The organism is Streptomyces sp. NPDC051104 (assembly GCF_040682835.1).
Lineage (GTDB): Bacteria > Actinomycetota > Actinomycetes > Streptomycetales > Streptomycetaceae > Streptomyces > Streptomyces cynarae.
Genome location: NZ_JBFBBS010000004.1, coordinates 309,873 through 332,483 on the forward strand (window position 1 = coordinate 309,873; position 22,611 = coordinate 332,483).

The 22,611-nt window shown below is 69.0% G+C and carries 20 protein-coding genes and 2 pseudogenes; 12 read left to right on the forward strand and 10 right to left on the reverse strand.

The features are described 5' to 3' along the window. Positions 1-81: 81 nt before the first annotated feature. The 12 genes from AB0N14_RS09690 (at position 82) to AB0N14_RS09745 (ending at position 13,247) form a co-directional block, all read left to right on the forward strand. Positions 82-1,956: a carbohydrate-binding protein gene (locus AB0N14_RS09690; protein ID WP_366025120.1), complete on the forward strand. Its 1,875-nt coding sequence runs from the start codon at positions 82-84 to the stop codon at positions 1,954-1,956. Positions 1,957-2,137: 181 nt separating this feature from the next. Beyond that, positions 2,138-4,555, forward strand: a complete 2,418-nt coding sequence (locus AB0N14_RS09695; protein WP_366025121.1) for a glycoside hydrolase N-terminal domain-containing protein — start codon at positions 2,138-2,140, stop codon at positions 4,553-4,555. A gap of 331 nt (positions 4,556-4,886) precedes the next feature. Continuing rightward, positions 4,887-6,170 carry an SGNH/GDSL hydrolase family protein gene (locus AB0N14_RS09700; RefSeq protein ID WP_366025122.1) on the forward strand — a complete coding sequence of 428 codons (1,284 nt, stop codon included), beginning with the start codon at positions 4,887-4,889 and terminating at the stop codon, positions 6,168-6,170. Positions 6,171-6,451: 281 nt separating this feature from the next. Further along, positions 6,452-6,754: an aldehyde dehydrogenase family protein gene (locus AB0N14_RS09705; protein ID WP_366025123.1), complete on the forward strand. Its 303-nt coding sequence runs from the start codon at positions 6,452-6,454 to the stop codon at positions 6,752-6,754. Between the two features lie 95 nt (positions 6,755-6,849). Continuing rightward, positions 6,850-7,002: a hypothetical protein gene (locus AB0N14_RS09710; RefSeq protein ID WP_366025124.1), complete on the forward strand. Its 153-nt coding sequence runs from the start codon at positions 6,850-6,852 to the stop codon at positions 7,000-7,002. Between the two features lie 143 nt (positions 7,003-7,145). Continuing rightward, positions 7,146-8,063 (forward strand): L-threonate dehydrogenase, encoded by a 918-nt coding sequence (gene ltnD / locus AB0N14_RS09715; RefSeq protein WP_366025125.1) that lies wholly within the window; start codon positions 7,146-7,148, stop codon positions 8,061-8,063. Between the two features lies 1 nt (position 8,064). Beyond that, on the forward strand, positions 8,065-9,345 hold the full coding sequence (otnK, locus tag AB0N14_RS09720; RefSeq protein WP_366025126.1) for a 3-oxo-tetronate kinase: 1,281 nt from the start codon (positions 8,065-8,067) through the stop codon (positions 9,343-9,345). Beyond that, positions 9,342-10,040, forward strand: a complete 699-nt coding sequence (locus tag AB0N14_RS09725; protein ID WP_366025127.1) for an aldolase — start codon at positions 9,342-9,344, stop codon at positions 10,038-10,040. Before otnK ends, AB0N14_RS09725 begins: the two co-directional genes overlap by 4 nt. Positions 10,041-10,166: 126 nt before the next feature. After that, entirely contained in the window at positions 10,167-10,589 is a 423-nt protein-coding gene (locus AB0N14_RS09730; protein WP_366025128.1) for a hypothetical protein, read from the forward strand. A 35-nt stretch (positions 10,590-10,624) separates the two neighbouring features. Continuing rightward, a complete protein-coding gene (otnI, locus tag AB0N14_RS09735) occupies positions 10,625-11,437 on the forward strand; it encodes a 2-oxo-tetronate isomerase (RefSeq protein ID WP_366025129.1) in 813 nt (270 codons plus the stop codon). Further along, a complete protein-coding gene (gene denD / locus AB0N14_RS09740; protein ID WP_366025130.1) occupies positions 11,434-12,489 on the forward strand; it encodes a D-erythronate dehydrogenase in 1,056 nt (351 codons plus the stop codon). Before otnI ends, denD begins: the two co-directional genes overlap by 4 nt. A gap of 5 nt (positions 12,490-12,494) precedes the next feature. Then, entirely contained in the window at positions 12,495-13,247 is a 753-nt protein-coding gene (locus AB0N14_RS09745) for a FadR/GntR family transcriptional regulator (RefSeq protein ID WP_366025131.1), read from the forward strand. A 96-nt stretch (positions 13,248-13,343) separates the two neighbouring features. On the opposite strand, the gene AB0N14_RS09750 is transcribed toward AB0N14_RS09745, so the two are convergent. The 10 genes and pseudogenes from AB0N14_RS09750 to AB0N14_RS09795 all read right to left on the reverse strand — a co-directional run. Further along, positions 13,344-13,538, reverse strand: coding sequence for a hypothetical protein (locus AB0N14_RS09750; protein WP_366025156.1), 195 nt, complete (start codon positions 13,536-13,538; stop codon positions 13,344-13,346). A gap of 433 nt (positions 13,539-13,971) precedes the next feature. Then, positions 13,972-14,322 (reverse strand): annotated as a pseudogene (locus AB0N14_RS09755) (helix-turn-helix domain-containing protein); the annotation flags it as partial. Further along, on the reverse strand, positions 14,279-15,166 hold the full coding sequence (locus tag AB0N14_RS09760; protein ID WP_366025132.1) for an NAD(P)-dependent oxidoreductase: 888 nt from the start codon (positions 15,164-15,166) through the stop codon (positions 14,279-14,281). The pseudogene AB0N14_RS09755 and the gene AB0N14_RS09760, both read right to left, overlap by 44 nt. Positions 15,167-15,276: 110 nt before the next feature. After that, positions 15,277-16,317, reverse strand: a complete 1,041-nt coding sequence (locus AB0N14_RS09765; protein ID WP_366025134.1) for a substrate-binding domain-containing protein — start codon at positions 16,315-16,317, stop codon at positions 15,277-15,279. A 159-nt stretch (positions 16,318-16,476) separates the two neighbouring features. Then, positions 16,477-17,547, reverse strand: coding sequence for an ABC transporter permease (locus AB0N14_RS09770; protein ID WP_366025135.1), 1,071 nt, complete (start codon positions 17,545-17,547; stop codon positions 16,477-16,479). After that, positions 17,544-18,566, reverse strand: coding sequence for an ABC transporter permease (locus AB0N14_RS09775; protein WP_366025136.1), 1,023 nt, complete (start codon positions 18,564-18,566; stop codon positions 17,544-17,546). The genes AB0N14_RS09770 and AB0N14_RS09775 overlap by 4 nt, the downstream gene beginning before the upstream one ends. A 51-nt stretch (positions 18,567-18,617) precedes the next feature. Then, positions 18,618-20,186 (reverse strand): sugar ABC transporter ATP-binding protein, encoded by a 1,569-nt coding sequence (locus tag AB0N14_RS09780; RefSeq protein ID WP_366025137.1) that lies wholly within the window; start codon positions 20,184-20,186, stop codon positions 18,618-18,620. 31 nt (positions 20,187-20,217) lie between these two features. Then, entirely contained in the window at positions 20,218-20,901 is a 684-nt protein-coding gene (locus AB0N14_RS09785; protein ID WP_366025138.1) for an aspartate/glutamate racemase family protein, read from the reverse strand. A 411-nt stretch (positions 20,902-21,312) separates the two neighbouring features. Next, complete coding sequence (locus tag AB0N14_RS09790; protein WP_366025139.1) at positions 21,313-22,170, reverse strand: aldo/keto reductase; 858 nt, start codon at positions 22,168-22,170, stop codon at positions 21,313-21,315. Between the two features lie 190 nt (positions 22,171-22,360). Next, positions 22,361-22,611: pseudogene (locus AB0N14_RS09795) on the reverse strand (IS701 family transposase); the annotation flags it as partial.

Here is a 22,611-nt window from a genome sequence, read left to right on the forward strand (position 1 = left end):
GCCCGTCCCCTGCCCGGAACAACACCCGTCCCCCACCGGGTACCGCGCGATCCCGCTCACCCCACCACCAGGAGGCGACCCATGCGGTCATCCCCGTACAGAGCTCTGCGCGAAGCCCTCGCCGGCTCTCCGCGCCGTACCATCAGAGGCATGCTGGTCCTGGCCGTCACGGCCGGACTCGCCACAGCGGTCCCGGCCGCCACCCAGGCGACAGCCGCCGTCTCCAAGTCCACGACCGCAGCCGTCACCTCGGCCGCGACCACGGCGGACGCCGACTCCGGTATCGCGGCCAAGCCGTACATGGGCTGGTCCAGCTGGAGCATGCAGTCCTCCCAGTACCCGGGTCTGAACCCGAACGGAAACTACAGCTACCTCACCGAGGCGAACGTCCTGAAGCAGGCGGACGCCCTTGCCACCACGCTGAAGAAGTACGGCTACGACTACGTCAACATCGACGCCGGGTGGTGGATGGACAACAACTGGACGCCCGAGTACGACCAGTACGGCCGGCAGACGCCCGACCCGGTCCGGTTCCCCAACGGCATGAAGTCGGTCGCCGATCACATCCACTCCAAGGGCCTCAAGGCGGGTATCTACCTGCCCGTCGGCCTGGAGAAGGGGGCGTACGGCGACGGCAAGGTGCCGATCTGGAACGCCCCCGGCTGCACCACCGCGGACGCCGTCTACCCGGACCTGCGCACCACCAACGGCTGGGACAGCGCCTACAAGCTGAACTTCGACAACCCCTGCGCGCAGAAGTACATCGACTCGCAGGCGCAGATGCTCGCGGGGTGGGGATACGACTTCCTCAAGCTGGACGGGGTGGGCCCCGGCTCGTTCAAGTCCGGTGACAACTACAACAACGTCGCGGACGTCGCCGCCTGGCACAAGGCCATCGCCGACACCGGGCGCCCCATCCACTTCGAGCTCTCCTGGTCGCTCGACATCAATCACGCCGCCGACTGGAAGAAGTACTCCAACGGCTGGCGCATCGACACCGACGTCGAGTGCTACTGCAACACCCTGGTCACCTGGGAGAACTCGGTCAACGACCGGTGGAACGACGCCCCGGCGTGGAGCAGCAAGGCCGGCCCGGGCGGCTGGAACGACCTCGACGCGATCGACGTCGGCAACGGGGCGATGGACGGCCTCACCAACGCCGAGCGGCAGAGCTACATGACCCTGTGGGCCATCAACAAGTCGCCTCTGTTCACCGGTGACGACCTCACCAAGCTGGACAGCTACGGCCTCTCCCTGCTGACCAACCAGGAAGTCATCGCCGTCGACCAGAACGACTCGCCCGTCGCACGTCCTGTCACCCCGATGGGCGACCAGCAGGTCTGGGGAACCAAGAACTCCGACGGCAGTTACACCGTCGCCCTGTTCAACCTCGGCAACTCGTCGGCGTCCGTCACCGCCAACTGGGCATCCTTCGGCTTCACCGGGGCCGCCTCCGTGCGAGACCTGTGGAACCGCCAGGACCTCGGAACGCACAAGAACAGCATCACCGCGACGCTGCCCGCACACGGCTCGCGGCTGTTCACCGTCAAGCCCGGCGGCACCCCGCTGGCGACCACCGGCTACGAGGCCGAGTCCGCGAACAACACCCTGACCGGCAACGCCTCCGTCGCGACATGCGACGCCTGCTCCGGCGGCAAGAAGGTCGGCAACCTCTACCTCGACAGCAAGCTGCAGTTCAACGACATCACGGTGAAGAAGGACGGCATCTACACCGTCAACGTCGCCTACGTCAGCGGCGACTCCCGCTCGGTGACCGTCTACTCCAACAGCGGCAACGGCACCAGCCTGAGATTCCCCTCCACCGGCGACTGGAACACGGTCGACACCGTCAGCGTCCAGCTGGCCCTGAAGGCGGGCTCCAACACCATCACGTTCGACAGCGGTTGGGACTACTCACCTGACATCGACAGGATCGACGTACCCAAGTCCGCCTGACCCCTCCCACGGGGCCCGGGAGTGACATCGCCCGGGCCCCGCGCCCGGGGACCGTCCCCGCCCCCCAAACGGTCCCGCAGCATCCGGGCGTGCCAACGCCCGGCGTACTCTCCTCACACAACGCGACGGCCCACATCCGTCGTTCCCGCATGCGCCGTTCTCCGGACATGGAGTGCACAACGTGGACGCTCAGCACACCGAATCGCGCGACAACCACCCGAGCCGAAGGGGCTTCCTCGCCCTCGCGGCCGCAGCCGGTACGGCCGCCGCCCTCGGCGGTCTGCCCGCCTTCACCGCCTCGGCGGCCCCCCAGCGACCGACCTCCTCGCCCCTGCTGTCCGCGGCCGACGCCGCGAAGAACCAGCTGTGGTGGCAGGCTCCCGGCTCGGCCAACTCGATGATCCAGCAGGGTCTGCCGGTCGGGAACGGGCGCCTCGGGGCGCTCGCGAGCAACGACCCCTCCAGTGAACTGCTGACGATCACCGATGCCACCCTGTGGACCGGTGGTCGCAACGACACCCTGCAGAGCGACGGCCAGTTCCCCTACGGCCGCGACGACTTCGGCTCCTTGACCCTGCTGGCCAAGCTCACCGTCGACATCCCCGGCCACGACCTGGGCTCCGTCGACAACTACCGTCGGTCCCTCGACCTGGGCCAGGGCCTCGTCAGCGCGTCGTACGACCTGTCCGGCGTCACTTACGAGCGGCAGATCTTCGCCAGCCGTCCCGACGACGTCATCGTCCTGTACTTCTCCCAGCAGGGCGGCGGCACCTACACCGGTACCGTCTCCCTCGCCGGCACGCACGGCGAGTCCACCACCGCCGACAGCGCCGGGCGCTACGCCTCGTTCGGCGCCTCCCTCGCCAACGGGCTGAAGTACGGCGCCGCCGTCACCGCGTACAGCAGCAGCGGCACGGTAGCCGTCAACGGCACGTCGATCTCCTTCGACGGCTGCAAGGACCTCACCGTCGTCGTCAGCGGCGGCACGGACTACGCGCCCGACGCGGCCGCCGGGTTCCGCGACCCGTCCCTGGACCCGGAGCGCCTGGCGAGGACCAAGGTCCTCAACGCGGCAGGCCACTCCGCGAGCACCCTGTTGCACACCCATGTCGCCGACTTCCGCCCGGCGTTCGAGCAGCTCGACATCAACCTCGGCACATCGTCCGCCACACAGCGCAAGCTGGACACCTGGCAACGGGTCCAGGCCCGTTACCGGGACAACGTCCCCGACCCGGAACTCGAGGCCGCCTACCTGCAGTTCGGCCGCTACCTGATGATCTCCGGGTCGCGGGGCAGCCTGCCGATGGGCCTCCAGGGCCCGTGGCTGGACGGCAACGACCCGGACTGGATGGGCGACTACCACACCGACATCAACGTCCAGATGAACTACTGGATGGCCGACCGGGCGGGCCTGTCCGACTGCTTCGACGCCTTCGCGGACTACTGTCTCGCGCAGCTGCCTTCCTGGACGGACGTCACCCGGCGGCTGTTCAACAGCCCGACCAACAGATATCGCAACTCCAGCGGCAGGATCGCCGGCTGGACCGTCGCCATCTCCACCAACCCCTATGGCGGAGGCGGGTGGTGGTGGCACCCGGCCGGCAACGCCTGGCTCTGCCAGAACCTGTTCGAGCACTACGAGTACACCCAGGACCGCGCCTACCTCGAGAAGATCTACCCCCTCATCAAGGGTGCCGTGGAGTTCTGGGAGGCACGCCTCATCACCACGACCGTCACCGACGCCTCCGGAGCCTCGCGCGAGGTCCTGATCGCCGACAGTGACTGGTCGCCCGAGCAGGGTCCGCTCGATGCCAAGGGCATCACCTACGCCCAGGAACTGGTGTGGAACCTCTTCGGCAACTACCGCACCGCAACGCAGCTACTCGGCAAGGACACCTCCTACAGCGCGACCATCGACGGTCTGCGTCAGCGCCTGTACCTGCCCGTGGTCAGCCCCAAGACCGGCTGGCTGGAGGAGTGGATGTCGCCCGACAACCTCGGTGAGACCACACACCGGCACCTCTCACCGCTCATCGGTCTCTTCCCCGGCGACCGGATCCGCCCGGACGACTCCACGCCGAAGGACATCCTGGCCGGCGCGACGGCCCTCCTGACCGCCCGCGGCATGAACAGCTACGGCTGGTCCAACGCCTGGCGCAGCCTGTGCTGGTCACGGCTGAAGAACGCGGAGAACGCCTACCAGCTCGTCGTCAACAACCTCAAGCCGTCGGTGGGCGGCAGCAACGGCACCGCGCCGAACCTCTTCGACATCATGGACATGGGGCAGGGCCGCGGCATCTTCCAGATCGACGCGAACTTCGGCACCCCCTCCGCGATCATCGAGATGCTGGTCTACTCGCGGCCCGGTCATGTCGAACTGCTGCCCGCCCTGCCCGCCGCCTGGGCGGCATCGGGCTCGATATCCGGCGTCGGCGTCCGTGGCGGCTTCGTCGCCGACCTCAGGTGGAAGAACGGCAAGGTCAGCCAGGTGACGCTGAAGAGCGTCGGCGGCCGTGACACGACCGTCTTCGCGGGCGGCACTTCGCGGAGGATCAGCCTCAAGCCCGGTGAGTCCGTCACGCTGGGCAACCTCGGCTGAGGCCGATACGGCACACGCGACCGGACGGCCCGTCCGGCCCGCGCAACGACGCCCTGCCGGCGGAGGCGTCGCCGCGCTGATCGTGGCGGTCAGGACGAACCCCTGACCGCCACATGGGCGGGCGGCTTATGCGCAGCCGCCGACCGAGCCCCCCCCATGACGTGTCATTTCGAAAGTCCCCGCCGAGATGGGGATTCATGGTGTCCGCGGCGTGCTGCCCGTCTTCGCCGGGTGGGCACGGGGATGTTTCCGTTTCGCGCGCCTCCTGGCACCTCAGCCGGAGCCGGTGAGCCCAGCCCTCCGCGGACGACGAGAAGAGTGGAGATCGACGATGTCCCCCAACAAGGGAAGCATGGCGGCGGGTCACCGACCGCGTCGCAGGTCCTTGCTGACAGTGGTCGGCGCGCTGACCGGCATGACCCTCACGGTCGTTCCGTTGACCACCGCGAACGTGGCGAGCGCCGCCACGTCTTCGTCCCAGGGCAAGGGCACCCGGGTCAGTGCCTGGTCGCCCAGCATGACGACCGGCGGCCCGTCCTTCGACAACCAGACCATCCGGATGGTGGTGCACAGCAGCGTCGCGGGCTCGGGCGCGCGCATCACCCTGTCCAATCGGTACAGCACCACCGCGCTCGATGTCAGCGCCGTGGACGTGGCCGTCCAGGCGAGCGGTGGAGAGGCGACGCGCGGCACCACTCGGAACGTCACCTTCGGCAACTCCGGCCACGTCACGGTCCCCGCCGGCGAAGAGGCCGTCAGCGATGTCATCCCGATCTCGGTCAGCGCCGGGGAGAACCTGCTCGTCAGCCTCTACGTGCCCGGCACGACGGGCATGTCGACCTGGCACTCGGACGCATTCGACACCACCTACATCGCCTCCGGCAACCACACCGGTGACGACAGCGCCGCCGCGTTCGGCACCACCACGACCTCGTGGTACTACCTGGCAGGGCTGGACGTCCTGTCAACGACCGCGAAGGGCACCGTCGTCGCCTTCGGCGACTCCATCACGGACGGCTACCACTCCTCGACCGGCACCTACACCCGGTGGCCCGACTTCCTCGGACGCCGGCTGGGTGCCGAACCGGGCCCGCAGAAGCTGAGTGTCGTCGACGCCGGCATCGGCGGCAACCGGGTCCTCACGGACGTCCCCAACCTGTGGCAGGGCGTCAGCGCCCTCAAGCGCTTCGGCCACGACGCCCTCGGCCAGCCAGGCGTCAAGGACGTGATCCTCTTCGAGGGCATCAACGACATCGGCAACAACGCCGGACCCGACGGCCAGCCGCTGACTGCCCAGGACCTCATCAACGGTTACCGCACCCTGATCGAAGAGGCACACGCCGCCCACGTCAACGTCGTCGGCGCGACACTGATGCCCGACCAGGGCAACGGGTACTACACGCCCGCCGCCGAGACGCTCCGCCAGAGCGTCAACCAGTGGATCCGCACCAGCGGCGCCTTCGACGGCGTCATCGACTTCGACCAGACCATGCGCGACCCCGCGAACCCGGCCGCCCTCAATCCGGCCTACGACTCGGGCGACCACATCCACCCCAACGACGAGGGCATGAAGGCGATGGCCGACGCGATCGACCTGCGGCTCCTCAACACCTGACGGACGCAGGCACCGGCCCCTCCGAGGTGGCGCCCACGAGCCCGGAACGGCTCGCGGGCGCCACCGCTTCGTGCCGCCGAGGCCGGTCGACGGTGGGTGGTCGTCTCCCCCGAACAGCTGCAGCCCGGTCGTCTCCGGTCCGGATTTCGGGTGCCGTCGGCCGGTTCCCGAAACGGAGGGCAGCGTCATGATGGTTCGTATAGGCCTGTCAGTCCCTGTTCACACAGGAGTGGACAACGAGTGAGCGGCGGGTTCTGCTGCGGCAGGGCACCGTGATCACCATGGACGACGGCATCGGTGACTTCACCACCGCCGACGTGCTGGTGAACGGCGAGTTCATCGAGGCGGTCGCACCCGACATCGGCGAGGGAGAGCCAGCCATGTCTTCCCCCGCACGCCATTCCTCCACGACTCCAGGCCTCCTCATCGACAACGCGGACGGATCCGGTTCCGAGCAGATGACGGTTGTCTCGCCGTTCGGCGGAGAGCCGCTCGCGACGCTGAAAGAGTCGTCGCGTGCAGACGTCGATGCGGCGATCGCCTCCGCGCAGAAGGCCTTTGAAGGAAACCCGCTCGTGCCGTAGGACCGCTACCGGATCCTGTACTCGCCGCCGATCCGCTTGGCCTCCTCGGCGCACAGCTCGAAGGCGAGGACCGCCCTGCTGACCTCCGCACCCTCATGCTCGACCACCTCGGGCTGCCCGACCAGGCCGACCGCCTGAACCGGGCGATCGAGACCACGACCGCCGCGGGCATCCTCACCCGCGACCTCGGCGGCACCGCCACCACCGCCGACGTCACCAAGGCCCTCATCGACGCGCTCAACGCCTGACACCCGGACAACGCCGGGTGCTCCGCACCCGCCGACCCGTGCGTGACGCACATCACAGGAGCCTAATCGACATCCTCAGGTCATCATATGACCTGGTCACTACGGTGACCTGCACCGGACCGCACAGCAAGACGAGGACGAACATGAACGGCCAGGACAATCCAGCACCGCCGCACGTGGGCGTGGTGGGGCTCGGAGCCATGGGTCTCGGCATGGCCCGCAGCCTGCGGAACGCGGGCTACGACGTAGGGGTCCACGACCTGCGACCGGACGTGGCCGCCGCGTTCGCCCGTGACGGCGGGACGGCATTCGCCTCCCCCGGCGATCTGGCGGCCGCCGTGGACGTCCTGGTGAGCGTGGTGGTCGACGCGGCGCAGGTCGAGTCGGTGCTGTTCGGTGCCGGCGGGGCGGCCGACCGGCTCCGCCCGGGCGCTGTCTTCGTGATGTGCTCAACGGTGGACCCCGGCTGGTCCGCCGCGCTGGAGGCGCGTCTGGCCGAGAAGGGCGTGCTCTACCTGGACGCCCCCGTCTCCGGTGGCGCCGCGCGCGCGGCGGCCGGCGAGCTCACGATGATCACGTCCGGCTCGGACGCGGCCTACGCGGTCGCCGATCCGGTGCTCGAGGCGATGAGCAGCACGGTCTATCGCCTTGGAGACCGCGCGGGACTGGGCTCGAAGGTCAAGATCGTGAACCAGTTGCTCGCGGGCGTGCACATCGCCGCGGCCGCCGAGGCGATGGCTCTGGGCATCAAGGCCGGTGTTCCGGCGGAGGCGCTCTACGAGGTCATCACGCACAGCGCCGGCAACTCGTGGATGTTCGAGAACCGCATGGCGCATGTGCTCGCCGGTGACTACACACCCCTGTCAACGGTCGACATCTTCGTCAAGGACCTGGGGATCGTCCTCGACTCCGCCAGGCCCGAGCGGTTCCCGCTCCCCCTCGCCGCCACCGCCCACCAGATGTTCCTCCAGGCCTCGGCGTCCGGTCTGGGAAGCGAGGACGACAGCGCGGTCATCAAGATCTTCCCGGGGATCGACCTGCCCAAGTCGGCGGAGGTCTGACATGGCAATCCGACTCGGCTGCATCGCCGACGACTTCACTGGCGCCACGGACCTGGCCAACAACCTGGTACACGCGGGCATGCGTGTGGTCCAGCTGATCGACGTGCCGCAGGACGGCACTGAGGAGGCGATGGACGCGGACGCCGTGGTCATCGCACTCAAGTCGCGGACCACCCCGGCGACCGAGGCCGTCGAGGCGTCGCTGCGGGCACTGGCCTGGTTGCGGTCCGCGGGTGCCGAACAGATCTACTTCAAGTACTGCTCCACCTTCGACTCGACACGCGCCGGCAACATCGGGCCGGTCACCGAAGCCCTGATGGACACGCTGGGCACCGACTTCACGATCGCCACGCCCGCGTTCCCCGACAACGGACGCACGGTCTTCAAGGGCCATCTCTTCGTCGGCGACGTACTGCTCAGCGAGAGCGGCATGCGCCACCACCCGCTCACACCGATGACCGACTCCAACCTGATCTCCGTCCTCGGTGCGCAGACCACGCGAACGGTCGGCCTCATCGATCACTCCGTCGTCGCCGACGGCGCCGAGGCGATCCGGGCGCGCATCGACGACCTGCGCGAGGACGGCTTCGGGATGGCCATCGTCGACGCCGTCTCCAACGACGACCTCGTGCGCCTGGGAGCGGCGGTACAGGGGCTGCCCCTGGTGACCGCGGGCTCGGGCCTGGCGATCGGTCTGCCCGCGAACTGGGGGTTCAAGCCGTCCCGCGCCGCCGCACAGCTGCCACCATCCGGCGGCCACGCGGCCGTCGTCTCCGGCTCGGTCTCCGTCGCCACGAACCGCCAGGTCCTTCAGTTCCTGCGCAGCGGCCGGCCCGCGTTCAGTGTGGACCCGTTGCGCATCGCGGCCGGTGACGACGTGGCCGGCGAGGCCCTGGCCTTCGCCGAGTCGCACCTGGACGACGGGCCGGTCCTCGTCTACTCCACCGAGTCACCCGGCACCGTTCGCACCGTCCAGGGCCGGCTCGGCGCCACCGAGGCCGGTGAGCTCGTGGAGCGGACCCTGGCCCGCGTGGCACAGGGCCTTGTGGAGCGCGGGGTCCGACGGCTCGTCGTCGCCGGCGGCGAGACCTCGGGAGCGGTCGTCCAGGCGCTCGGGATCACCGCGCTCCGGATCGGACCGCAGATCGACCCCGGTGTGCCGTGGTGCGCCGCGACCCTTCCCGGCGGCGACACGCTCCACATCACGCTCAAGTCCGGCAACTTCGGCAGCCCTGACTTCTTCACCTCCTCATTCGCCCTCCTGGACCGAGAGACCTCATGACCCAGCTTCTGGACACCGCCGACGACCAAGCGCACGACGAGGCCGTCGACGAGGCACGCACCGAAATCGTCCGGGTGGGCACGAGCCTGTTCGCCCGGGGCTACGTCCACGCCAGCGCCGGGAACATCAGCGCCAGGGTCGGCGACCGCCATCTGATCACGCCCACCGACGCCGCCCTGGGCTTCCTCGAACCCGACCGCATCGCGCTGGTCGGCGCCGACGGCGAACAGATCGCCGGCGACCGGGCCAGCAAGACCCTGGTGCTCCACCGGCGCATCTATGCGGCCGACCCCACGGCCCGGTTCGTCATCCACACCCACTCCACACACCTGGTCGGACTCACCCTGTCCGGCGTGTGGAGCAGGAACGACGTGCTCCCGCCCATCACGCCCTACTACGTGATGAAGGTCGGGCACGTCCCGCTCATCCCCTACCATCGGCCCGGCGACCCCCGTGTGGCCGACCTGGTGACCGCCCGTATCGCCGAGCGAGCAGCGAGCCGCACGCCCATCAGGGCCGTCCTGCTCGACCGGCTGGGCCCCGTGGTGTGGGGCCCCGACGCGGCCACCGCCCTCGCCGTCCTCGAAGAACTCGAGGAGACGGCACGTCTCTGGCTCCTGACCGACCGTCGACCCGAGCCGCTCCCCGCCGACGCGATCGCCGAACTGAGGAACACGTTCGGCGCCGCGTGGTGACCAGCTCCTCCCAGTCGGAGAATCCCCCTGAGCCGCACGAAGGATTCCGCTCATGTCCATGCCCGCGACAAAGGCGGCCGGCCTCCCCGATCTCACCCGTGAGAACGCCGTCTTCGGCTCAGCGCCGTGCCGTTCGTGGCCGCACTGGTCGCCATGAACCTGTTCGGGCGTTCGGCGGACAAGCGCCGTGAGCGCCGCTGGCACCTGCTCGTCCCGTCCCTCATGGGTGCCGTCGGGTTCTCGCTGGCGGCCGGCTGGACCGGGTCGACCGCGCTGTCCCTCGTCGCGCTGTCCTGCGCCGCGGCCGGGGTGCTGACCTGCGCGCCGCTGTTCTGGTCGCTCCCCACCGCGTTCCTGGGCGGGACCGCCGCGGCGGCCGGCCTCGCCGTGATCAATTCGGTCGGCAACCTCGCCGGCTTCGTCAGCCCCTACATGATCGGCGCGATCAAGGGCGCCACCGGCTCGATCCCGATGTACGTCCTGGCGTTCACGCTCGTCGTCGGCGCCGCAGCGGTGCTCACCACCAAGAAGCACGTCGTCAATCACTGACCCGGGCCGTCCCCGGCCGGAACACAGGAGCCAGTATGCCGAGGTTCGCAGCGAACCTTTCCATGATGTACACCGAGCACGATTTCCTGGACCGCTTCGCCGCGGCCTCGGCTGACGGCTTCCAGGCCGTCGAGTACCTCTTCCCCTATGCGTACGACGCCACCGAGCTGCGCCGCCGGCTCGACGACCACGGCCTGAAGCAGGTGCTCTTCAACGCACCTCCCGGAGCGTGGGAGTCCGGAGAGCGCGGGATGGCGGCACTGCCCGGACGCGAGGCGGAGCTGCGCTCCGGGATCGACCGGGCACTGGAGTACGCCGCGGAGCTCGGCAGCCCGCGGGTGCATCTGATGGCCGGGCTCATCCGGCCGGACGCGACACCGGTCGAGCGGGCCAAGCACCGTGACACCTACCTGACCAACCTCGCCTGGGGCGCGGAACGGGCCGCCGCGGCGGACGTCGACCTCCTGATCGAGCCCATCAACGGCCGCGACATGCCGGGATACTTCCTGACCACCCAGGCCGAGGCCCACGCCGCGGTGCAGGACGTGGGAGCCTCGAACCTCAAGGTGCAACTGGACCTCTACCACTGCCAGATCGTCGAGGGCGACCTCACCGCGACCCTGTGCCGCGACGTACCGACCGGCCGGGTCGGACATCTGCAGATCGCGGGCGTGCCCGACCGCCACGAGCCCGACCTGGGCGAGCTCAACATCCGCCACCTGCTCGACGTCATCGACGAGCTGGGCTTCGACGGGTGGATCGGCTGCGAGTACCACCCCCGCGCCGGCACGAGCGAAGGTCTCCGCTGGCTGAACGACTACCGAAGCTCCCGAAGGGAAAGCGCATGAGGATCGTCATCACGGGTGGCTTCGGCTTCCTGGGACGACAGGTCGCCGCCACACTGCTGAAGAGGCGGACGTTCCGTGGTGCGCCGATCGACCGGCTGGTGCTCGCCGACCGGATCGTGTCGTCCGATTCGCCCGCGGCGGCTGATCCGCTCGTGGACGTCGTCCAGGGCGACCTGATCGACCACCTCGACGAGGTCTTCGGCGAGCCGGTCGATGTGCTGATCCACCTCGCCGCCGCGGTCTCGGCCGCATGCGAGGCCGACTTCGACCTCGGCATGAGCGCAAACCTGGGCACGACCCGCGCCCTCCTCGAAGCCGCCCGGGCACAGTCGGCCGCCGGTGGCCCGACGCCGCGGGTGGTGTTCTCCAGCAGCGTCGCGGTCTACGGCAGCGACCCGATGCTGCCGCTGCCGCCGGTGGTCAGCGAGTCGACCCTGCCCACACCGCGCTCGAGCTACGGGACGCAGAAGCTCGTCTGCGAGCAGTTGATCGCGGACTACACCCGCCGGGGCTTCGTCGACGGACGCGTCGCCCGCCTGATGACCGTCTCCGTACGGCTGGGCAAGCCGAACGCGGCCGCTTCCGGTTTCCTGTCCGGCATCATCCGCGAGCCGCTCGCGGGCCTCCCGGCCACCTGCCCGGTGCATCCCGAGCTGCGGGTGGCCCTGGCCTCGCCCCGGCGCACGGTCGCGGGCATCCTCCGCGTCGCCGAGGTCGAGCGAGGCGTCGGGCCGGGCCGCCTCGACGGCGGCGTGCCGGTGAACCTTCCGGCGCTCACGGTTTCGGTCGCCGAGATGCTGGCAACGCTGCGGCGGATGGCCGGCGACACCGTCGCCGACCTGGTGACGATCGAACCCGATCATGACATCGAGGCCATCGTGGGCTCCTGGCCCGCTGTCTTCGACAACGCACGCGCCGCCGCCCTCGGGCTGGAACCCGACCCGAGCTTCGAGTCGGTCGTACGGGACTACGTCGAGGACCACGCCGACGCGGTGCTGGTCGACGTCGCCCCGCTCGCAGCCGGGGCGGACAGGGCCGCGCCGATAGACTGAAGACCATGTTTTCCAAGGTGAACGGTCCCGTGCGGCTCGCGGACCAGGTCGCCGCGGTGCTGTCGGAGGAGATCGAGTCCGGACGGCTGGCCGTGGGCGACAAGCTGCCGACCGAGGTTCAGCTGGTCAAGCAGCTGGGCGTCAGCCGCACGGTGGTGCGCGAGGCCGTCTCCAGGCTTCGCAACGCGGGCCTGGTCGAAGCGCGCCAAGGTCTCGGCGTGTTCGTCCTGCCCCGGCGCACCCGACCGCTCGACCTGGAAGCCGATGCCTCCCAGACCAGGTCCAAGGTGCTGCAGATCGTGGAGGTACGTCGCCCGATCGAGGGCGAGGCGGCGTATCTCGCAGCCGCCCGTGCCGCACCGGACGACCTCGCCCGGATACGTCAGGCCCTCGACGCGATCGACGCGGCCGTGGCGGCCGGGGGTGACGGCGTGGACGAGGATCTCGCCTTCCACACGTCCATCGCCGAGTCGACCGGGAACGCCGTGATGGTCTCGACGGTCCGGTACCTGGGCGAGGTACTGCGCAGCGGCATCCGCGTCACCCGCGCGAACGAGGCACGGCGGGGCGATTTCATCGAAGCCGTCCGGCAGGAGCACCACGCCATCTTCGCCGCCATCGAGGCAGGTGACGCCGAGACGGCACGCACCGCCGCGCGCCGCCACCTGAAGCACGCCGCCTCTCGGCTCCAGGACGCGGACGACAGGTTCTGGACCAAGGCGCAAGACCTCGCCGTGGACCTCGACGCTGCCCCCTGACACGTGCGGGGAGCCCTGCGATGACCGGCCCACCGGCGGGCAACTCCCGGCGCATGCGTCCCGGACAGAAGGTGCTGGAGTGTCCGCACGAGTGGCTCAGCGGCATCCGCACCGGCATGCGACCACTCCCCCGAGACCGCAAGTGGGCTTCGCCACCACGCTGACCGTGCCGATGCTGGAGTAGACCGAGTGGCCGGTGCCGGGCATCGTGCCCAGCCCGTGGAGCTGGGTCGTCGGGGCACCCAGCGAGCCGACGCCCTTCTGACTGGCGATGACCAGCTTGCCCGGCACCGGGACGTACTCGATGCTTCCGGGGTACCAGCCGGTGGGGATGAGCCCTTGGAAGACGGCCGGCTCGGACGCGCCGCGGTATCGTGAGGGTCCGCGCGGGGAGTCGGGGTAGTCCGGTCCTGCGCAGGATCGTCCGCACTTCGGAATGCGGAAGCTGAGCGAGGAGCACCTTGCCGGTTGCGGTGCAGTGCGGGAGCGATCTGTCTCCTGGGACGGGGTCCGTGCGCATCGCATGGGGCGCGGGAACCACCGCGGTGTGCACGACGTGGAAGCCGTCGAGCTTGGCGAGGCCGGCCGACTCTCCCGTTTCATCGATGAGGGTGTGAAGGAACGGGCGTGCCCAGGAGGTGAGCTGGCGGGTGGCTTGCTGGCCCAGCCAGGCGGCGCGCGGACCCAGGCCCCACTCCTGCGAGCCATTGAGCCGCACGTACCCGAGGTCCGCCAACGACTGCAGCAGTCGGTGCGTGGTGGTGACGGGCAGTCCCGCCCTGTCGGCCAGATCGCGCAGGCGCAGCCGCTCGTCGACGCTGACGGCCTCGAGCAGCTCGAAGCCGCGCTCAAGGGCCTTCACGGTCGTGACGCCGTTCAACGAAGGCGATGCAGGCGTGTTCCACCACAGATTCCTCAGACAACTCCGCCGGGGACGAAGTGCGAACCTCGACAGCCGTCCGCGGGTCCCGGATGCCCGGGACCCGCGGGACGACGCGGTACAAGGGGCGCGACAGCAGACCGCTCGCAGGTCAGTCCCCGGCGCGGGCCTGGCCGTTGTCGTCGAGGTAGTCACGCCACGAACGCTTCGGCTGCCACCCGAGCAGGCGGTGTGCCTTGGCGCAGGAGATACCCGAGGCGTCGACGCGTGCCAGGTCCCGGATCTCGATCTTGTCGCCGTAGTACTTCTGGACCATCTCCGCGAAGTCACGGCCGCCGACGTTGTCGGGCGAGGCGATGTAGAAGACCTCATGGCCGGGCAGGTCGGACTCGGCCGCGAGGACGATCGCGTCCGCGAGGTCGTAGGCGTCGATGTAGCTCCACAGGTTCGGGCTGAGCACCGACGCGTCACGCACCTGGGGGCCCAGGTTGCGCTCGTAGTTGCCCTTGTGCTGCACCCAGCTCGGCCGGATGGAGATGGCCTGGATGTCCGAGCGCCGGACCGCCGCGTCCATCAACTGCTCCGAGAAGAGCTTGGAGAGCGCGTACGGATCCTGCGGCCGGACCGGATGGTTCTCGTCGACGGGGACGTACTCCGGCAGGAACGGCCGCTCCGGGAAGAAGAATCCCGGCACCGTCTCCGAGGAGATGTTGACGAAGCGCTTGACGCCGAACCGTACGGCCGCCTCGAGGACGTTGAACGTGGCCATCAGGTTGTTCCGGAAAACCACGTGCGGGGGGTTGTGGGTGGGCTCGGGGATGGCGGCGACATGGACCACCGCGTCGTGGCCGCGGACCACCGCGAACGCGTCACCAGCGTCGGTCAGGTCCGCCTGCTGGTAGTCGGGGGTGCCGGGAGCCGCACGGTCGAAGTCCGGCTTGGCCATGTCGGATGCCGTCACCTGGTGCCCGGCCTCGACCAGTGCGTCGGTGGCGGCGCGTCCGACCTTTCCCAGAGCGCCGGTTACGAGGACTCGCATGGTGTTTCTCTCTTTCTTTTTCTTTCCGTACCCGTCCGCCGGGCCCGGTCTGAGCCCGGCCCGGCGGACGTCGTTCATGGGGGTTGTTCCGTCCGGCGGCGTCCGGTCCGTCACCACTGGTAGTTGTCGATGTTGTCCTTGGTGAAGATCAGCGGCTTGGAGAAGACGATCACGCCGTTCTTGGCGGTGAAGGTGCCCAGGCCGCCTGCCGCGAAGGTGGAGTTGGGCCCGATCTTGCCGTCGGCGGCGAGCCGGGAGACCTGCATGACCAGCTGGCCCTCCTTGGTCTCGTCCCACAGCGGCGAGCAGGGGATGATGCCCGACTTGACGTACTGCCGGATCGACGCCGGGTCGCTGGAGCCGGTGACGACGACCTTGCCGGTCTTGCCGAGCTTCTTCACGGCCTCCGCGGCGCCCGCCTCGGCGGCTCCGTCCGGGGCGATGATCGCCTTGACGTTCGGGTACGCCTGGAGGATGTTCTGGGCTGCGGTCAGCGACTCGGACGGGCTCGAGTGGCCGTACTGGGTGGTGACCACCTTGAGGCCGGGGTAGTTGGCCTTGAGGTACGCGTTGGTCGCCTTCAGCCACTCGCCCTGGATCGTGGCGTCCGGGTCGGAGGACAGGACGGTGATCTCGGCGTTCCGCCCGGTGTGCGGCGCGACGCACTCGACCAGGGCCTTGCCGAACGCCGGGTACGAGGTGTTCTGGATGAAGAAGTCGCGGGCCTGCGGCAGTACGTCGGAGTCGTAGGAGACGACCTTGATGCCCTGCTTCCTGGCCTGGATCAAGGACGGCGCCAGCACCGAGGGATTGTTCGCCGTGGTGGTGATCACGTCGTAGCGCTGGGCGGTGAGGCTGTTGAAGACCTGTACCTGGCCCTGCGCCGAGGCGTCCACCGGACCCGTGTACGTGAAGTCGATGTTCAGGTTCTTGGCAGCGACCTGGGCACCCTGCTGGTTGGCCTTGAAGACGGCCAGACCGACCAGCTTGGGGACCATGGCGACCTTGATGGTCTTGCCCGCCTTGCTGCCGGAGCCGGCGCCGGCGGCCGCGCCCGTCTGGACGGCGCCACAGCCGGCGACCAGGGCGGTGAGGGTGCAGGCGGCGGCGACCGCGGCCAGCTTTCTGGTTCTCGGGGCAGTGCGTGACATGGGGGTGGTGCCTTTCCTTGTTCGTACGACGCTGTGCGGGTGGGAAAGCCGCCTCGCGCGGGTGGAAGCCGCCCGGCTGCCGGGCTGCGCACGGCGCAGCCGGCCGGGCGGGGACTTGAGCGCGGCGTGGTCCGTCGGGGCGTACCGCGCGTGGGGAACTCAGGTGGGGGGTCCGGACAGCCCTTGCAAGCGCTGCCGCAGCCGCTCCGCCAGCCCGCCCTCGGTACCGGAGACGGTCAGCTTCACCGCGATGGCGGCCAGCATCACCAGGCTCTCGATCATCGCCGAGACCAGGTTCGAGTAGCCCGAGACCAGCAGGCCCTGGGTGAGGTATCCCAGGGTGAACACCGCCAGGATCACGCCGAGCACCTTGCCGCGGCCGCCGAAGATGTCCACCCCGCCGAGCACCACGATCGTGATACCGGGCAGCAGCAGGCTGTCCCCGAGGTTCGGCCGGACCGCGCTGTAGAAGGAGCCGAGGGTGAGACCCGCGACACCGGCGAACAGCGCGGAGGCGGCGTACGCGCGCATGAGCGCTGAGCCCACCCCGATGCCCGAGTAGCGGGCCGCGTCGGGGTTGTGGCCGATCATGCTGATCGAGCGGCCGAACTCGGTCCGGTTCATCACCAGCATCATCAGCACCGCGAGCACGGCGAAGAGGATGAGTTGGAGCGGGACCGGGCCCAGCAGTCCGGTGCCGAGGACGGTGAAGGAAGCGGGGAAGCCGTAGGGCGGGTTGTTCCCGGCCAGGACGGTCGCGACGCTGGTGACGATGAAGCCGACGGCCAGCGTGCCGATCAGCGGCTCCAGATGACCCCGCACCACCAGCAGGCCGTTCACCAGACCGATCAGCAGGGCCACCACCATGCCGGCCAGGGCGGCGAGCCAGATGTTCAGCCCCTGCTGCCACAGGGTGCCCATCATCACACCGGTGAGGCCGGCGGTGGCGCCGACCGACAGGTCGATGCCGCCGCTGAGCACCACCGGCGCGAGACCGAGGGCGACGATCCCGATGGCGACGAACTGCATGGACAGCGAGAGCAGTCCGGTGCCGCCGACCAGGAAGTCCGGTGAGGTGACGGAGAAGTAGACCAACTCCAGAACCAACAGCGCGAGGAGTCCGGATTCCCAGCCGCCGAACCTGCGCACGGCCCGGAGGGGAAGCGCCGGCCGCTTCCGGTTCTCTGCTCTGTTGGTGGCGGGCTTGAGGGGAAGTGAGGTCTGGCTCATGATCTCGCTCCTTCCACGGACTTGGAGCGGTGGGTGATGCGGGCGTCGAGCAGGACCGCGATGAGGATCAGAACGCCCGCGCCCGCGGTGTTCCAGATCGCCGGAACGCCGGAGAAGACGAGTGCCGTGAGCACGAGGGAGAGGAAGATGGCACCCAGCACGCTGCCGAACACCCCGCCCCGGCCGCCGCTGATGGCGGACCCGCCGATCAGGACCGCGGCGATGGCGTTGAGCTGGACGTTCTCGGCGGTGCCGGTGGTGGCGGTGGCCGCCGCGGTGTGCGCGATGTAGACCAGCCCGGCGAAGCCGGCGAGCAGGCCGCTGATCACATAGGTGCTGAACACCGTGAAGCGGACCGGGATGCCTGCCGCCCTCGCGGCCCGTTCGTTGTTGCCCACGGCGAAGACGTTGCGCCCGAAGCCGGTGTACTTCAGCACGGCCCAGCACACCAGCGTGATGAGCGCCAGCAGAGCGACCGGTTTCGGCAGGCCGGGCAGCAGTGCGTCGTTGCCGAAGTGGTCGTAGCTTGCGGGCACGCTCGTGACCTGGTCACCGTTGGTGTACAGGAACTGGAAGCCTCCGTACAGGCCGAGGGTTCCCAGGGTGACGATGATCGGGGGCATCCGTACGAAGCTGATCAGCAGCCCGTTGACGGCTCCCAGCACCAGGCCGATGCCCAGGGACAGCAGCACCGCGGCCCACAGCGGCAGACCATCGCGGGTGGACATCAGTCCGGTGACCACCGCCGTGAAGCCCATGATCGGGGCCACCGAGAGGTCGATGCCGCGGCTGATGATGACGAAGGTCTGTCCCAGGGAGATCAAACCCAGGACGACGGCGTCGAGCAGGATGAACTCGATGTTGCCCTGGGACAGGAACTTGGGGTGGAACGACCCGACCAGCGCGCTGATGGCGAGCAGTGCGAGGGTGAGCTGAACCGCGCGTTGACGAAGGACGGTGCTCAGTGATCGGGCGGACAGTGGTCGCTCTCTGGACAGAAGTTGGGTTGTTGCTTGCATGAGCGCTCCTGGCGCGACGGTTCTGCAGGGCCTGGCATGGCCCCGGGCGGGTCAGGGGGTGGGCTCGTGGGACCCGAGGATGAGCCGGCCGACGTTCTCCATCGAGATCTCGTCGCCGGAGAGTTCACCGACGATCCGGCCTTCGTAGACGGCGAGTACGCGGTCGCAGAGGCGGACCAGTTCTTCCAGTTCCGACGAGATGACGACGACCGCGAGTCCGTCCGCGGCCAGTTCGTCGATGACCTGGTAGAGGTCCTCCTTGGCCCCGGCATCGACCCCGCGGGTCGGTTCGTCGAACACCGCCGCCTTCGGGGACGTGAGAAGCCACTTGCCGAACAGGCACCGCTGCTGGTTACCGCCGGACAGCGACCGGATGGGCAGGTCGAGGGAGGCGGCACGAACCTTGAGCCGGGAGGTCATCGCGGCGGCCTCCCGCTGCTCACGCCTCAGATCGAGCAGGCCAAGGGCCGCGCGGAGCCGGTTGAGCATGCCCGCCGAGAGGTTCTCGGTGACCGTCATGTCGAGGAAGGCGCCGTTCCTGGCACGGTCCTCCGGCAGATAGACGAGGCCCGCGTCGATGACCTCGCGCAGCGACTTCGAGGCGAGGTCGGTGCCGCCGACCTTCACCGAACCGGCCGTGTGCGGCCGCAGGTTGACCATCGCCTCGGCGATCTCGGTGCGTCCGCTGCCCACCAGCCCGGCGAAGCCGACCACCTCACCACGGTTGACGTGGAACGACACATCGCTGAAGGACGGACCGTTCAGGCCACTGACCTCGACCACGGTCTCCTCCGTGGTGTGGCAGGTGGCCTTCCGCTTGCCCAGCACCAGGCTGCGGCCGACCATCTTGTTCACCAGGTCGGCGGCCACCGCGTCGGCACGTGCCACGCTGTCGATGAAGTGCCCGTCGCGCAGCACGGAAATGCGGTCGCTGATCTCCAGCACCTCGTCCATGCGATGGCTGATGAACCCGAGCACATAGCCCTGTGCGCGCAGTTCGTCGATGACTCCGAAGAGGGTCTCGACCTCATGACTGGTCAGCGGGGACGTCGGCTCGTCGAAGAAGATGACCCGGGAATTGCGCACCAGGGCCCGCGCGCACTCCAGCAACTGCTGCTGGGCGATGGTCAGTCGGCTGACCGGACTGGATGCGTCCACCGACAGGCCGACCAGCGGCAGGACATCCTCGGCCGAGCGGTACATCTTTCCCCAGTCGAGCCACCGCAGCCTCCCGGGGCCGCGCTTGGGGCTGTTGCCCAGGTAGAGGTTCTCCGCCACCGACAGGTGCGGGAGCAGCGACGGCTCCTGCGGCACCAGGTAGACGCCCTGGTCCAGCGCGGCGCGAGGACTGCCCAGCGTCACGGACTCACCGTCCATGCTGAACTGCCCGCTGTCGGCACGGTAGATGCCGGAGAGGATCTTCAGCAGCGTCGACTTGCCCGCGCCGTTCTCGCCCATGAGGGTGTGCACTTCGCCCGGACGGAAGTCGAGTGACACATCCGCCAGCACCGTGACGCCGGAGAACGCCTTGCCGACGTTCCGCGCCCGGTAGCCCTCTCGCAGGGCGTTGAGCGGCACGGGGACGGCTGCGGATCGCGCGGTGCTCAATGACACACTCATGTTTCCTGCCCTCCCTGTGGCATGGACAGTTTCAAGCCGTCTGCTCGTGCAGCACGCGCACCGCGTTCTCCGCTCCGCTGCGCGGGCTGGAGAGCACGGGCTTGCCGACGGCTTCGGCGATCGCGGGGGCCAGTCGTGCCATGGACGCCTGGGCCAGCACGATCGCTTCGACCTCCGCGGCCAGCGCCCGTGCCCCGTCCAGCACCATCGCGTCGTGGCGGTCGCGGTCACCGGACATCAGCACCGAGAAGGCGCCCTCGCAGAGCCGCTCCTGGACGGTGATGTCGCGACCGGCCGCCCGCGCCTTCTCCTCGACGAGGGCACGTGTCGGCGGGAGCGTCGTGGGGACCGTCGCCAGGACGCCGATCGCGTCCGCGGTCTCGATCGCCGCCGCGGTCATCGCGTCGTCGATCTTGACGATCGGGACGGAGACCAGCCGTCGGGCCACATCGATGGCCGGACCGAGCGAGGAGCAGGCGGAGAAGATGACGTCGGCTCCCGCGGACTCCGCGGCCTGGGCCAGGTGCACCATGCGCTGCGTGCTGGCAGGTGAGATCTCACCCTCGCGCATCACGGTCGCGAGCACGTCGCTGTCGACGAAGTGCAGGACCTTGGCGTCCGGCGCGAGTTCCGCGAGGTAGTCGTTGATGACCGGCTCGACGTTGACGAACACCAGGCTGGTGTGCAGCACGGCGATCGAGGGAGCGGTGGGCATTGCGGCTCCTACAGAGTGTGGGGAATCAGCCCGCGTGCCGAGGAGGGCACACGGGCGCGGGAGGAGAGCGGTGGGAACCGCGCGCTATGCGCACGGCCGTAAGGTTGCGCTTCCGCGGGGGCGGTGGAACGTCCGTCGGCTTGAGACAGTCGCGGTGCGTGGTCCGCCCGGGGTGATCAGTGCCGCGCCATGGACGTCGCGGGCCGATGGACCGCGATTCGGGCATGGCCGTCCCGTACGCGGGCGGCTTCTCGGGGGCGGCTTCTCAGGGTTTGTACGAGGCTTTGTCCGGGTGGGAGACAGCGCTCGCGCGGTGCGAGTGCGCTGTGCAACCGGACCCGCCTGGTCCGAATACAGTCCTTGAACGCAGGGTCTCGGTCCGGACTCGGACGGGTCCGAGCCGGAGAGGTCTCAGACGGCGTCGAGCAGGGCCATCTCCTGGGGAGTGAGGACCAGGTCGGCGGCTGCGGCGGAGTCGATGGCCGTCCTGACGCGGCTGGAGCCGGGAATCGGAATGACCACCGGTGACGTCGCCAGCATCCAGGCCAGGCAGACACGCTGGGGGCTGACGCCGCGGGACTGCCCCACGGCGGTGAAGGGCAGGTGCGCAAAGCCCAGACGGCGGGCGTTGGAGATACCGCCGAGCGGGCTCCAGGGCAGGAAGGCGATGCCCAGTTCCGTGCAGAGGTCCAGTTCCGGCCGGCTGGAGCGGAAAGCGGGAGAGTACTGGTTCTGCACACTGACCAGGCGGCCACCGAGAATCTCGTGGGCGAGCCGGATCTGATCGGGGTTGGCGTTGGAGATCCCGGCCATCTGGATCTTCCCCTCGTCGAGCAGGTCCACGAGGGCCCCGATGGAGTCGGCGTAGGGTATCTGTGGATCGGGGCGGTGGAACTGGTAGAGGCCGATCGCCTCCACACCCAGCCGGGTCAGCGACTGCTCGCAGGCGCGCTTGATGTGCTCGGGCGAACCATTGACCGTCCAGGAACCGTCCCCCGGCCGCAGGTGGCCGCCCTTGGTGGCGACCAGCACCTGGGAGCCGGCGCAGTGGGAGGAGAGGGCTTTGGCGATGAGGGTTTCGTTGTGCCCCACCTCATCGGCGCCGATGTGGTAGGCGTCAGCGGTGTCGATGAGGGTCACCCCGGCGTCCAGGGCGGCATGGATGGTGGAGATCGAGCGGGCCTGGTCGGGCCTGCGCTCGATCGACATCGGCATTCCGCCCAGCCCGACGGCGCTGACCCGGACAGATCCGATACGGCGAGTCTGCATTGGTGGCGAAGCCTTTCTCGGAACTTGGTGCCGCACCGAAGCGGCTGGCTCAGCATGCTTGCCGCTTAGAATCTCCGTCCAATAGAAGTAAACGAATCCATTCAGTAAATGGACTCATGAATCACGAGGCCAATAGGCTGGAGCAATCTTCATGGAACTAATACTCCAGCCGGAGATGTGATCTCCATGGTTACTGGGAGGCTTGTCTGCGGTAGTGGCTGCGGCAGGCTCGGGCCTGGTGGCGTCGGCGCCAGAGGGACCAGCGCAGTCGGTGCGCGAGGTCGCGGGCGGGCTGTGGGATCACGGCGTTGAACAGGCGCTGGATCTCGTTGCAGGTGAGTGGAGTCAGTCCGTCGGGACTGGTGCCGTCGTCCGTCAGGGCCTGGCCTCGGCGTTCGAGGGCGGCGGTGACGGCGAGGAAGGCGTGGGCGAGCAGGGCCA